Origin of the sequence: Kaistella pullorum (assembly GCF_014837035.1) — a bacterium.
Classification (GTDB): Bacteria; Bacteroidota; Bacteroidia; order Flavobacteriales; family Weeksellaceae; genus Kaistella; species Kaistella rhinocerotis.
Window position 1 is genome coordinate 243020 of record NZ_JACSPS010000002.1, and the last position, 14006, is coordinate 257025.

The following is a 14006-nucleotide window of genomic DNA, read 5'->3' on the forward strand; positions in this document are numbered from 1 at the left end:
CTAAACCTGAGGTAGGAATGTGGAAAGCTTTTTGCTGCATCGCGCTAAACCTTTAAAAAAATGAAAAGAGTATTAGTAAGCCTGCTGATCACGGTTTCTGTGCTTTCATTTGCACAACAGAAACCGGTGCGCGAAATATACAATTACACCACCCGCAACGATGCCGCTCTGGTGAAAGCCAAAACCGACCTGTTTCTGCTCGATGTGGTTTCATCCGGCCGCTTTTCCGTGGAGCCGATAAGTTCAGGCAGCGACCATCTCGACTTGTTTCTCGTAATGCCAGTGGAGGCGGGAAAGATCAAAAGCCGCGTGCGCTATGATTTCCTGAAAGAAGGCTTCGTGGTCTCACTGTCGAATTCACGCCTGATTACAAAGGACAACAAAACCATTAAGATTGACAACGAAAAAGACCGGAATCACAGTACGATCCTGAACAGTCTGAAAAACCTTGTCTTTAAAGCATACGAAAGGGAGATCTATAAATAGTCTCCTTTTTTTGTTTTAATTAATTGTGCCGGATTTTATCTTAGCGGTTCGCGCTTGTGCACCAACTTCTGTTTGAGCACTATGCAGATAATGCCCACAATCACGATTGTCACTACATCCAGCATAAATCTTTTGCTGAAGTTGGCCAGAAAATCCCAGTTCTGAATGTAAAGTGAAATGCCCATCGCCGCAGCTGCCGGAATGATGATCAGTGCGATAAGCGGACCCGCGATTACATTGGTACGGTAGGAGAGGTACATGATGATGCTTGCCGTAGCGGCTGCGAGTGAGAGTAAGATGTCTTTAAGTCTTAAATGCAGCATGCCTGCTGTGGCTTCGTTATGTGTGAAATCCGCTTCTTTTGCCAAACCGAAATTGACGAGTACCATAAACGTAAGAAATGAAGCGGCGATAAGTGTGAAGTAACCAAAGAATGTAGCTTTCAGCCCGGTGAGAAGTACATCGGTTTTTTTCAGCGCGATACCGAGCGGAATTTTGGCTAAAGGTTCCATACCCGGCGCGATAATAGAAGCCGCCACGAATGCGATGATAAGATCGTGGATTTCCGAAATGAAGCCTACCGAAGCGATTACGCCTCCGATGAACATCAGGATCAGATAATTCGTGGTCATACGTCCGTTGTGCCGCAAGCCGGTTTCCATCTCTTCCCAAATGGCTTCATCCACATCATGGTTGATTTCTTTTTGTTTCGAATGGTGCGTAAGGCTGGCGACCTCGGCGGTGGCAATTGAGAATTCGAGACCTTCGGTATGTTCACCAATCATTTTCAATACGTCATCTGTGCCGCGGTTGAGCACATGAATGACGAGGGTGTCGCCGGCGGGTTTCAGCGATGAATTTTCATGTACGCTGAGATGGATGACGTTCTGGTCGTTGAGTAAGGCTTTGGTAACAGCAGGAGTAGCGGTTGATGGAATGGAGGCTTCAATCGTTCTGTGCATAAGTTGGTTTTTGATGATTGCGGCAGAAAATTCCGCCGGATGAATATGATCAAAAACAAAAATTGCTCCGAACTTCGCCGCAGATTCGAACTTGAATTTAAAACGTTGCAGGCAGCGTTCGGCTTATCTCACTTTTTCAAGAAGATAAACCTGGGTTCCCGACATCATCAGGTTTCCTTCAAGCGTCAGGTTTTTCCCGCTGACATCGATGACTGAAATATAATTGCGCGAATTGTACTCGATATAGTTTTCACGTTCACCGTTCGCCGGATTTTTACCGAACTTAAAGTCATATTTCGTCCAGTCTTCTTTTTCACTGCTGCAGTGAACCGGTTTGAATTTACTGCGTTTTGCCTTAAACTCGATTTGTTCAAAACCTTCTGCACAATTGCTGTCAAATGAAGTTTCCGGATTTTCAGCTTTTTCAAATTCGGTGAATGAACCGTTGTAAATCCTCACGATTTTCCATTTACCATCGAGACGGTCTTCATCGATCTTACCTTTGGCTTTGCTCACCGTCCACGCGATACCTTTCACGGTTCCTTTCACGGTTTTATAGGCTAGTTTTCCGGCACCTTTCACCACGCTGGCGGCGGTGGAAACTACGCAGGATTCCAGAATCAGGGCGCCGCAAAGAATAATAAGTACTTTTTTCATAATGCATTTATTAGCTAAGATAATGGTTTCAGCGCTAAAAAGTTTGATCACATCCCTATTGCCAAACAAAAACCACCGAAATGTCGGTGGTTTTGTCTTTTAGATCTGTTCAGATTAAAGTCTAGACTCGGTATCGTCGTTATACCATTTGTCATACGAGTAACGTGCGTCATCTTCGTTACGTGGTTTGTATCCCATGTAGATTCCACCGTCTTTGATCTCGTTTTCATAAATTTTGGCCTCATCTTCAGGTACACCTGCACCGGTAAGCGCGCCTACCAAGCCGCCAGTTGCCGCACCTGCGCCTGCGCCTGCAAGACCTGCAGCTAATGGACCGGCAATTACAAGTCCAAGACCTGGAAGAAGTACGTTAGAACCGATTGCTGCTACAGCACCTACTACGGCACCGATACCCCCACCGATCAGTGAGCCGGTAGCTGCGTTCTCTGCTACTTTATCGCCCAATTCAGAGTCGTGATCATTTTCAGTGAAATATCTATTGCGTGTATCATCAGACATCATCACGTTGATATCGTCTTTGCTGTATCCTCTGCTGTGAAGGTCTGAGTATGCATTGTCAGCTTCTTCTCTTGATCTGAATACGCGTGAAACATAATCGTTTCTGAATTCTGGTCTGTACTGTTGGTTTTCCATAACTTTAAAATTTTTAATGTTAATATTTTTGATTTGTTATGCCGCAGAACATTCAATTAAAATGCCATGCATGGCTGTTTTAACATTGTTTAACGTAACGGTGCTAAAGCGGAGATCCGCAGAAAACCAGCAGTTTGTTTGAATTTAAATTTGATTGTCAGTAAGTTGTCTGACGACGCCCGGAACAATTGAAGCGGAAATTAGCTGCCGAAGAATTTTTTAAGATTGAGTGCGGCCCGCTCAATGGTTTCTTTTTTCTTCGCAAAACAGAAGCGAAGGAGTCCGGTTTTCTGCCGGTCTCTATAAAAAGCGGAAAGAGGAACGGCTGCAACTCCGGCTTTTTCGGTGAGCCAAAATGCAAGTTCGCGGTCGTTGAGGTCTGTATCTTCTAATTTTAATAGCTGAAAATAGCCCGCGCCGGCTTTCTGATCAAAGCTGAACGGCAGACCGGCAAAACTTTCGGTGAAAAAATCGCGTTTGTGCTGCATCATTCTGCGGTTTTCTTTTACATCGAAAACCTCGAGATATTTTGCCAGCGCATACTGTGCAGGCGCATTTACACAAAACGCGGCGTACTGATGAACCCGCCCGAACGCGGCCAGTAATTCTGCTGATGCCAACACGTAGCCCACCTTCCAACCCGTCACATGAAACATTTTACCAAAAGAAAATATGCTGAAGCAGCGTTCGCACAGGTCCGGGTGATGAAATGCGCTGTAGAATGGGTTACCATCATAGGTTAAGATATCATAGACCTCGTCGGAGATCACGAAAATGCCGGTTCGCGTGGTGATTTCGGCAAGCTGATTCCAGTCGGATTGCGTCCACACGTACCCCGACGGATTGTGTGGTGAATTGACCATGATTGCCTTTGTTTTAGCGTTAACTGCATTTTTTAAAGCCTCAAAATCAACAGTGAAGTCATCCTTCAAGGAAACATAGACAGGCACACCACCATTTGTCTCGATGGACGGAACATAAGAATCGTACGAAGGTTCCAGCACAATCACTTCATCTCCGGGCTCGAGTACCGTGGCCAGCGCCATGAAGATCGCATAGCTCGCGCCGGGCGTAATCATGATGTTTTCAAGCTCAAGCTGAAGTGGAATTTCACGCTGACGGTTAAATGTAAGCAGATTTTCGCGCAGAACAGGCAGTCCGCCCATCGGTGGATATTGGTTGTAATGCAGATCAGAAGCTTCGCCAAGCAGTTTACGCAGTCGCGGATCGGTCTCGTAATCCGGAAAACCCTGCGAAAGATTCACCGCCCGATGTTTTGCCGCCAATGCCGACATTTCCGAGAAAATAGACATGTCCTGACCTGAATGTTTCCGTTTTATCATACTCAAATTTACTATATTCTGCATCGAAAAGACTTTAGAATTTTTTTATATTTTTAAACCTTCCAATTAAATAAGAATCTATGAAAAACATCTTTGTGCCGTTGCTTTCGGCGGTATTGCTGACAAGTTGTGCTACGACAAATTATTCCTATGACGGCCGTGCATTTCGCAAAGCGTATGAATCGATCAGCCAGGACGACCTAAAACGGGACCTTTATATCATTGCTTCCGATGAGATGGAAGGCCGCCAGACCGGCAGCGAAGGTCAAAAGAAAGCCGGCCGCTACATGATTGGTCAGTATCAGAAGATGGGTGTAAGTTTCCCCGCACCGCTCAAATCTTATTATCAAATGGTTCCGCAAGCCTTTATGCAGACCAAAACGCGCGGTGGCAGCCTGCCGGAATCTGAAAATATTCTGGCTTACATCCCGGGAAGCGAAAAGCCGGAGGAACTCATCGTGATCTCGGCACACTACGACCACGTCGGAACACGGGACGGGCAGATTTATAATGGTGCGGATGACGACGGCAGTGGAACGGTTGCCCTGATGGAAATCGCGGAAGCCTTTCAGAACGCCAAAAAGGCCGGACACGGGCCAAGAAGATCGGTCCTTTTCCTGCATGTGACGGGCGAAGAACATGGATTGATCGGTTCTGACTATTATTCCCAAAATCCGGTATTTCCGTTGGCCAATACGGTTGCAAACCTGAATATTGATATGATTGGCCGTTGCGATCCTGAGAATTGCGGAAAAGATTATGTATATGTAATCGGTTCAGAAATGCTGAGCTCAGATTTGAAGAAAATCAATGTGGAAGCAAATAATAAAACCGTAAAACTTGAACTTAATTATAAATATGATGATCCTGCAGATCCGCAAAGGCTTTATTACCGGTCTGATCATTATAATTTTGCAAAGCACAACGTGCCTGCTGCTTTTTTCTTTGATGGTATCCACGCCGATTATCACAAGCCGGGCGACGATTCAGACAAGATCGATTACGTCGCACTGCAAAAACGTACGCAACTCGTCTTTGCCACCGCGTGGGAACTGGCGAACCGCGCTGAAAGAATCGTAGTTGACGGTAAGAATACCCGTTGATACTGAATCAATAAATTAATTCCGCTGCAGACTGTAGCGGAATTTTTCTTTGTAAATTTGCCCTTCGGCCCCATAGTTCAACGGATAGAACAAAAGTTTCCTAAACTTTAGATACAGGTTCGATTCCTGTTGGGGCTACAAAATCCTTCCACAAATAAAGAAAATCCCACGCTTCAGACGTGGGATTGACAGATAATTTCATCTCATTTGTTTAGTTATACAACCACGAACAGTGAAGCCGACATCGCTTCTGTTTTTTAGATTTCAAAAATTTCAACTTCAGGATATATCTTAAAACTTGTCCCCTTCTTACTGCAAATGAACTGTTTAAAATATTCCAAAAGATGAACGAAATATTAAAATTCACAAGTTACTAACAATTTTTCGTGGATAACTTCTAAATTACGTAAGCTTCTCAACCAAAAATCGCGCGGTGTGTGACTTTTTATTTTTTATCAGTTCTTCCGGCGTTCCTTGGAACACCACCTCACCGCCATATTTTCCGGCCTCCGGACCAATGTCGATGATGTAATCTGCAGACTTGATGATATCCGGCTGATGTTCGATGACGATCACCGAATGCCCGAGTTCGATAAGTGCCTGCAGTGAGGTCAGCAATTTATTGATATCGTGGAAATGCAGGCCGGTAGAAGGTTCATCGAAAATAAACAGTGTCTTATCCGTCGTGACACCTTTCACCAGGAACGATGCGAGTTTGATCCGCTGCGCCTCACCACCGGACAGGGTAGAGGAGCTTTGCCCAAGCTGTAGATAACCAAGACCGACTTCCTGCAAAGGTTTCAGTTTGGTCACGATTTTCTGTTCGTTGTTGTCTTTAAAGAATTCAAGTGCCTCATCCACAGTCATGTGCAGGATATCGGCGATGTTTTTCTCATCAAACTTTATCTCAAGGATTTCGCTCTTGAAACGCGTGCCTTTGCAGGTTTCACATTCGAGTTCGATATCGGCCATAAACTGCATGGACACGTTGATCACGCCTTCGCCCTTGCATTCATCACAGCGTCCGCCGTCTACGTTGAAGGAGAAATGTTTAGGTTTTAAATTCTGAATTTTAGCGAGTTTCTGCTTTGAAAACAAGTCGCGGATGTCGTCGTAAGCTTTTAAATAAGTTACCGGATTTGACCGCGATGATTTCCCGATGGGGTTTTGATCGATCAGTTCAATATTTCTGACGAGTTTTTTCGGAAATTCTACCGAATCGTAATCACCTTTTTTACCGCCCATTCCAAGCTGGATCTGAATCTCGTTCGTCAGGATTTCCTTCATTAAAGTCGATTTTCCGGAACCCGAAACACCCGAAATCACCACCAGATTCTCAAGCGGAATGTTGACGTCAATGTTCTTAAGGTTGTTTTGCCGCGCACCTTTTATTTCGATGAATTCTTTGGCTTTGCGCCTTTTGGCCGGAACTTCGATCTGTAATTTTCCGGTAAGATATTGCGCGGTAAGCGATTCGGAATCTTTCAATTCTTCAAAATTACCCGCAAAAACCAGTTCGCCCCCCAGATAACCGGCTTCCGGACCGATGTCGATGATGTAATCTGCCGCGCGCATCACGTCTTCGTCGTGTTCTACCACGATTACCGTATTGCCCAGGTCGCGAAGGTTTTTCAGTACTTCGATGAGGTTTTCGGTGTCACGGGAGTGGAGTCCTATTGAAGGTTCATCCAAAATGTAGATCGAGCCTACAAGCGAACTTCCGAGTGATGTCGCGAGATTGATCCGCTGGCTTTCACCGCCGGAAAGTGTGTTTGATGTCCGGTTTAAAGTAAGATATCCGAGCCCAACTTTGAGCAGGAAATCGAGACGCGTGGTGATTTCGTAGAGTAGCCTTTTTGCAATCTCAGCATCGTGTTCGTTGAGTTTCAGCGAATTGATCAGCGGCAGCAATTCGTCGAGCGGCAGCTCTATCATTTCCTGGATGTTGTGGCCATCGATCTTTACCCACTGGGTTTCTTCGCGCAGTCGCAGACCCTCGCAGGACGGACACAGCGTCTTGCCGCGGTATCTGGAAAGCATCACGCGGTACTGGATCTTGTACAGATTTTCTTCCACCATTTTGAAAAAACTGTTGATGGATGGGAAGTTTCGCGTTCCGTCGCCTTTCCAGAGATAATTTTTCTGCTCTTTCGTCAGTTGAAAATAGGGCTTGTGCACCGGAAATGAAGTACCGACCTTCTTTACAAAAGATTTCTTCCATTCGCCCATGCTTTCACCTTTCCAGCTTGCCACCGCATCTTCAAAAACCGACAGGTTCTTATTTGGAACCACCAAATCTTCATCAATGCCGATTACTTTACCGTAACCTTCACATTCGGGACAGGCACCATAAGGATTATTAAAACTGAAAAAATGGACATTAGGTTCCATGAACTCACGTCCGTCGAGTTCGAATTTATTTGAAAATTCGGTGATCTCAGCGGTCTCGGTATTTTTTAAAGAACAGTAACCATGACCTTCGTAAAATGCCATCTGTATTGAATCCGCAAGCCGCTGCAGGAAACTTTCATCTTCCTCATACCGGAATCTGTCGATGACCAGGAAGATTTCCATGTCTTTTTCCGGCACGAAACCGAAACTTTCCAGATCCTCTATTCCTGCGACATTCCCATTTACCTCAAGCTTCGTGAAACCGGAAACCTTCAGCGTGTTCAGCAATTCCTGAAATTTTTCAGTTTCAAATTTAAGCGGACTTCTGAGCAGGAAATCCTGGTTTTCATTCTGTTTGATGTGCTCAATCACATCCGTCACCGAATCTTTTTTTACTTCCCGTCCGGAATCAGGCGAAAAAGTGCGGCCCACGCGCGCGAAAAGCAGCTTTATGTAATCATAGATTTCGGTGGACGTACCCACGGTGGAGCGCGGATTAGATGAAATCACTTTTTGCTGTATCGCGATTGAAGGTGCAAGCCCTTTGATATCATCAATTTTAGGTTTTTCGAGCTTTCCCAAAAACTGCCGTGCGTAAGAGCTTAAACTCTCCACATACCGGCGCTGTCCTTCCGCATAAATCGTGTCAAATGCCAGTGAAGATTTGCCGCTTCCGGAAACACCCGTGATTACGACAAGCTTATTCTTCGGAATCAGTACATCAATGTTTTTCAGGTTGTTGAGATGTGCGTTTTTAACGAAAATCTCTTTTTTTATATCTATTTCTGTAGTACTCATGTGTAAAATTGGAACCCACAAAATTACGCTTTTTCCACCGAATTCATTTTAAAAGGCGGCATTGCTCAATCCGGAAAATTTTAAGATATTTGCAGTACAAATTTGTAACAATCATGAAAAAGTTTTTTAATGATCTGCTTACACATTTGATGAGAAAAAGATAAGTAGTTTTATGTCTAATTTCTTAAAACGCAAAAGTGTAATCTGAAAAGGTTACACTTTTTTTGGCTAAACCAAAAAGTGCTATTTTTGCCCGATGAAAAAATGCCTGTTATTTCTCGTGTTTGCGCTTTTCTTCGGCAAATTAAGCGCTCAGGAACATATTTCGAGTTTCAATAGTGTTTCTGTTACCTATAATTTTCATCCGAAATTCTATCTTTTTGCGGAAGGTCAGCTGCGTGGAATCGAAGATTTCTCATACCCCGATTATTACGAGATCAAGGGTGGGCTTGGCTACAAACTTACGCCCAATCATAAGCCATTCATCGGTATCGGACGCTATGCGACTTACGCAGACCGGAAGCTTGATAAGGAAGAATTCCGTGTCTGGCTTCAGGATGTGGTAGATTTTAAAGCAGGCCGCGTAAAGTTCGAAAACCGTGTGCGGGCAGAAAAAAGTTGGTTTTATGAGCCGCAGACCGATGAAGTTTCAGACCGGATCCGTTTGCGCTACAGGCTCAATCTCACTGTGCCGCTGAATTCTGCCAAGGTTGAAAAGGGAACCATCTTCGCGAATGCTTATGAGGAAGTCTTCTTCGTGACGACGCAGGAGCCGCTGTTCGCACGGAACCGTGTTTATGGTGGTTTCGGGTATCAGATCGATGATCATTTCGGCATCGCGTCCGGCTATCTTTGGCAGCGTGAATTTGCACTGTCCGGAAACAAAAATGTGCATTTCCTGTATCTCGCACTGAATATTACAATAGACGGTTCAGACGAGAAGGAATACGGTTTCCCGGGCGCGGATTAGTGTTGATAACTTTTGCGTAAAGGCCGTTTTTATATTTTAGGATTATTGCGGTTTTTTGCTTCAAATCGTTATATTTGTCAAAATATTTTTCTAAAATGAAGCGTCCACGTTTCATTTGACCTTAAAAAAATAAATATATCCAAATGAAATTTATTGTTGCAAGTGGGGAGTTACAGAAAGCACTGAATACGGTGAGTGGTGTGATTTCCAGTTCCCAGTCACGGCCGATTCTCGAAAACTACCTCTTTGAAATTGACGAAAACAACCTTAAAATAACGGCCTCCGATGGCGAAACCACGCTCATAAATTCCATTGAAGTACGTTCAGACGATACGGGGAAATTCGCCGTGCCTGCCAAGATCTTTCAGGATTTTGTGAAGACTTATGGCGAACAGCCTTTGACATTATCTGTAAAAGATGCGGAAGACGGCAATGGCAGTATCCTGGAGATACTGGATGAAAAAGACAACTTCGCGGTGGCGCTGGATCATGCTGAAGATTATCCGGAAGTTCCGGAATTTGATGCCTCCCAAAGTGTTCAAATCTCAGCCGGCGTTCTTTGCGAAGCACTTACCAATACGCTTTTTGCGACAAGCAACGATTCATTGAGACCAGTGATGACGGGCGTTCTCTTCCAGTTTAAAGAAGACGAAACCAATTTCGTTTCCACAGATTCTCACCGTTTGGTGGTTTACAAAAGAAGCGACCTTGGAAATCCGGAACCGATTGAGTTCATCATGCCGAAAAAGCCGCTTTCAATCTTTAAAAACATCCTTGCGAACTCCAGCGAAGATGTGAAGATTGAATTTAATGAAAACATGGCCAAATTCACATTCGGAAACAATATCTGGATCTGCCGACTGATTGACGGTAAATATCCGAACTACTCCGCGGTAATCCCAAAAGAGAATCCGAATGTACTGACAATCAACAGAAGCCTGTTGCTGAGCTCGATCCGCCGTGCTTCGATCATGTCAAACAAATCGACAAATCAGGTGAGATTCAAGCTTTCGGGCAATATTTTACATTTGCACGCTGAAGATACCGAGTACGCAAACAAAGCAGACATGCAGATTCCGTGCGATTACAACGGTGAAGACATCAACATCGGTTTCAGTTCTAAATTCCTTACCGAAATGCTATCTGTACTGAGTTCCGACGATATCACGATGAAAATGTCGCAGCCGAACAGACCGGGCATCATCGAGCCGGTGGACGGACTGGAAGACCAGGAAAATATCCTGATGCTTTCTATGCCGGTGATTGGAATGTAAAAAGCATCTAACAGTTAAAAAACTATCATTTGAGATTCGAATTTTTCGGGTCTCAATTTTTTTTTAGGCGCTGAAAACACGATATTTGCAGACCGGCGAAACCATGTTTATTTCGGCGGTTATTCTTAAATTATTTTTAAAAATGAAAATTTCACACAGCTGGCTTCAGGATTATATTCAAACAGATTACAGACCGGAGAAAATCGGGGAATATCTTACAGACATCGGTCTTGAGGTTGAGGGTATCGAAAAATTCGAGTCCGTAAAAGGCAGTCTTGAAGGAATTGTGGTCGGAAAAGTGCTTACGTGCGAGCAGCATCCGAATGCGGATAAACTTAAGAAAACCACTGTAGATGTGGGCAACGGAAAGATCCTGAATATCGTTTGTGGTGCACCGAACGTAGCTGCCGGGCAAACGGTTCCTGTCGCGGTGGTCGGAACTCAGCTTTATCTGAACGACGGTAGTCCGCTGGTGATAAAAGAAGCAAAGATTCGTGGCGAAGTGTCGCAGGGAATGATCTGCGCGGAAGATGAAATGGGTCTGAGTGACGACCACGGCGGCATTATGATCTTAGATGGTGATCAATACGAAGTAGGTAAAAATTTCGCTGATTATTTTGATTTGTCTAATGATTCAGTCTTTGAAATTGGCCTCACACCTAACCGTACAGACGCGATGTCACACTACGGTGTAGCACGCGACCTGAATGCATTTTTAAGTTCAAACCAGCTGAAATCGGAGTTCGCGAAGCTCGACTCGAAAACCGTAACCTCGTCCGGAAGCACTGAATTTACGCTTGAAGTGGAAGATTCTGCGCTTTGCCCGCGTTATATTGGCGCTGTCATCGAAAATGTGAAAGTTGCTGATTCGCCAGATTGGTTGAAAAACAGACTGAAAGCAATTGGCTTAAGCCCTATCAACAATATCGTTGATATTACAAATTATATTTTACACGGCCTCGGGCAGCCACTTCACGCGTTCGATGCAGATAAAATCGCCGGGCGGAAGGTGATAGTGGGTGTAAGCCAAAAAGAAACGAAATTCACGACATTAGACCATATAGAAAGGACGCTGAACGGCACCGAGATCATGATTAAAGACGGCGACGGGGAGGCGATGTGTATCGCCGGTGTTTTTGGCGGTGAAAATTCGGGTGTTTCTGAAAATACAACCACCATTTTTCTGGAAAGTGCTTACTTCAATCCGGTGGCGGTGCGTAAGGCAGCGAAATATCACGGTTTGAATACCGATGCGTCCTTCCGTTTTGAGCGCGGTGTAGATCCGGAAATTACCCGGACAGCCCTTACGCATGCCATTTCAATGATTGGGGAAATCGCTGGTGGAGCCATGGCCGGCGATCTGCTGGAACATTATCCGGAAAAAATCGAAAGTCATTATGTGATTTTAAGATTTTCAAAGGTTGAGCAGATTTTAGGAACAAAAATTCATAAAGAAAAGATAAAGGAGATATTAAAATCACTTGAAATTACCGTTTTAAATGAGATTCAGAACGGGCTTGAACTATCTGTGCCAGCCTACAGAGCTGATGTAACGCGCGAAATAGACGTCATCGAGGAGATTTTACGTATTTACGGGTATAATAAAATTGATTCGCAGAGTAAAATCGCTTTTACACCAGCCAAACTTACGCCGGATGACCAGGATGCGCTGGAAAACGCATGGGCCAGGATGCTGCAGAGCAATGGTTTTAATGAAGTAATGAACAATTCATTAACCTCACTGAAGGATGAATCCGACGCGGTAAAACTTCTGAATCCACTGAGCAGCGACTTGCAGTTTATGCGCAAATCTTTACTGGAAGGCTTGCTTGAAAATGCCGATTACAACATCAAACGTAAAAATGCTGACATCAAATTTTTCGAGCTTGGCAAGATCTACCACAAAAAGGAAAAGTATCTGGAACGTAAGCAGCTTGCGATCCTGGTTTCCGGCCGTGATGCCGCAGAAAACTGGCTTTCGCCGAAATCAGCGACAGACTTTTACCGCATGAAATCGTACCTGAAAGTGCTGACGGATAAACTCGGTTTAAATATTGAAGAAAAATCGTTGGAGGACGCCAGATTTTCTGATGCTTTGGAGTTACTTGCAGGCGGCAAAACTATTGCCAGACTTGGGAAAGTGGCACCGCAGTTGCTGAAAGATGCCGACATTGAGCAGGATTGTTTTTACGCGGAACTTGAACTGGAAACTTGCCAGACTTTGCGTGCTACAGGTACATTTAAATTCAATGACATTCCGAAATTCAATAAGATCCGCCGCGACCTAGCGTTGCTGGTAGACCGAAATGTATCGTATGCGGAACTGTTTGACCTGGCGAAGAAAAATCCGTCGAAATACCTGCGGAGCATCAATCTGTTCGATGTTTACGAAGGGAAAAACCTGCCAGAAGGCAAGAAGTCTTACGCAATGAGTTTCGAACTTTTAAATAAAGAGAAAACGCTTGAAGAAAAAGATATTTCAGAAGTAATGAATTCGTTGGTTAATTCGTTTAAGAAAGAGTTTGGAGCTGAGCTTCGTTCGTAACGGGCGAAAATTTGCAGGTAAGTCGGCTTTCAGTCCGGTTTTACGTTGAAGATAGGCCGCGGTAAATTTTTAAATACTTAAATTTGATTAAAGAAACATTATGAAAAATATTTTTTTAGCCCTGTTCGCTGCAGTTTCAATCGCGTCTTGTACTACCATGTCGAGTTCGAGAGTTGGCAGTTCACAGGCGAATATCGCAAATACAAAATGGGTTCTGGCCGATGATGTGGCAGGCAAGAAACCGACATTGAATATCGAGTCCGCCCGAGTGACCGGCAACGGCGGCTGCAACAGCTATTTTGGTGAACTCGTTTTAGACCCGACAGCCGGGAACTTCACCGCAAAAAATGTAGGAGCAACCAAAATGGCCTGCCAAAATATGGACGTGGAGAGCAACTATTTCCGTATGCTCAATGAAGTGAACAAATACGTTGTAAATGGCAATGTGCTCGAACTTTACAGAGGAAATTTGTTGCTACTGAAGTTCAATAAACAGTAATAAACAACAAAACACCACAAAAAAAAGGAACCTTTTTCAGGTTCCTTTTTCATTTATTCAGCGTCTTCCTCTTCGTCATATTTTGCGAGTTCTTCGTCGCACCATTTGAAGCCGGCTTCTACCACCTTTGTTGCTTCATCTGCCATGGTTTCTTCATCGTCACCCTGCAGGTCATCCAGCCATTCCACTTCCTCTTCTTCTACGTTCAGGATATAGCGCGGATACTCCGTATGAACAACAAAAAGGTCTTCAGGAAAATCTGAATTGTCGGCTAATAAAAACTTTGGTAATTTCATAATATTTATTTTTACTGTTTTCAAAAAT

Annotated in this window: 12 protein-coding genes and 1 tRNA gene; 7 read left to right on the plus strand and 6 right to left on the minus strand. The window is 44.2% G+C overall.

Annotation, left to right across the window (positions count from 1 at the left end; genetic code table 11):
- Positions 1–60: 60 nt before the first annotated feature.
- Complete coding sequence (locus H9628_RS05610; RefSeq protein ID WP_251833144.1) at positions 61–486, plus strand: hypothetical protein; 426 nt, start codon at positions 61–63, stop codon at positions 484–486.
- Between the two features lie 35 nt (positions 487–521).
- Here H9628_RS05610 and H9628_RS05615 read toward each other — a convergent pair whose 3' ends face one another.
- From H9628_RS05615 to H9628_RS05630, 4 genes are all read right to left on the minus strand, one after another.
- Positions 522–1448, minus strand: coding sequence for a DUF389 domain-containing protein (locus tag H9628_RS05615; RefSeq protein ID WP_251833145.1), 927 nt, complete (start codon positions 1446–1448; stop codon positions 522–524).
- A 123-nt stretch (positions 1449–1571) separates the two neighbouring features.
- Complete coding sequence (locus H9628_RS05620; protein WP_251833146.1) at positions 1572–2105, minus strand: hypothetical protein; 534 nt, start codon at positions 2103–2105, stop codon at positions 1572–1574.
- A 114-nt stretch (positions 2106–2219) separates the two neighbouring features.
- A complete protein-coding gene (locus tag H9628_RS05625) occupies positions 2220–2759 on the minus strand; it encodes a hypothetical protein (protein WP_251833147.1) in 540 nt (179 codons plus the stop codon).
- A 200-nt stretch (positions 2760–2959) separates the two neighbouring features.
- Positions 2960–4126: an aminotransferase class I/II-fold pyridoxal phosphate-dependent enzyme gene (locus H9628_RS05630; protein WP_251833148.1), complete on the minus strand. Its 1167-nt coding sequence runs from the start codon at positions 4124–4126 to the stop codon at positions 2960–2962.
- 56 nt (positions 4127–4182) lie between these two features.
- Here H9628_RS05630 and H9628_RS05635 point away from each other — a divergent pair, with 56 nt between their 5' ends.
- A complete protein-coding gene (locus H9628_RS05635; RefSeq protein WP_251833149.1) occupies positions 4183–5205 on the plus strand; it encodes a M28 family metallopeptidase in 1023 nt (340 codons plus the stop codon).
- Between the two features lie 66 nt (positions 5206–5271).
- Positions 5272–5343 (plus strand) — tRNA-Arg (locus tag H9628_RS05640).
- 264 nt (positions 5344–5607) lie between these two features.
- Here the strand turns inward: H9628_RS05640 and uvrA are convergent.
- A complete protein-coding gene (gene uvrA / locus H9628_RS05645) occupies positions 5608–8394 on the minus strand; it encodes an excinuclease ABC subunit UvrA (protein ID WP_251833150.1) in 2787 nt (928 codons plus the stop codon).
- A 256-nt stretch (positions 8395–8650) separates the two neighbouring features.
- On the opposite strand from uvrA, the gene H9628_RS05650 reads away from it, so the two are divergent.
- The 4 genes from H9628_RS05650 (at position 8651) to H9628_RS05665 (ending at position 13682) form a co-directional block, all read left to right on the plus strand.
- A complete protein-coding gene (locus H9628_RS05650; protein ID WP_251833151.1) occupies positions 8651–9364 on the plus strand; it encodes a DUF2490 domain-containing protein in 714 nt (237 codons plus the stop codon).
- Between the two features lie 143 nt (positions 9365–9507).
- The gene (gene dnaN, locus H9628_RS05655) at positions 9508–10638 is read left to right on the plus strand and encodes a DNA polymerase III subunit beta (RefSeq protein ID WP_251833152.1); all 1131 of its coding nucleotides are present in this window, start codon (positions 9508–9510) and stop codon (positions 10636–10638) included.
- 142 nt (positions 10639–10780) lie between these two features.
- Positions 10781–13183 (plus strand): phenylalanine--tRNA ligase subunit beta, encoded by a 2403-nt coding sequence (gene pheT, locus H9628_RS05660; protein WP_251833153.1) that lies wholly within the window; start codon positions 10781–10783, stop codon positions 13181–13183.
- Positions 13184–13283: 100 nt separating this feature from the next.
- Positions 13284–13682, plus strand: a complete 399-nt coding sequence (locus H9628_RS05665; RefSeq protein WP_251833154.1) for an META domain-containing protein — start codon at positions 13284–13286, stop codon at positions 13680–13682.
- Positions 13683–13735: 53 nt separating this feature from the next.
- Here H9628_RS05665 and H9628_RS05670 read toward each other — a convergent pair whose 3' ends face one another.
- Positions 13736–13978, minus strand: coding sequence for a hypothetical protein (locus H9628_RS05670; RefSeq protein WP_251833155.1), 243 nt, complete (start codon positions 13976–13978; stop codon positions 13736–13738).
- Positions 13979–14006: the final 28 nt, after the last annotated feature.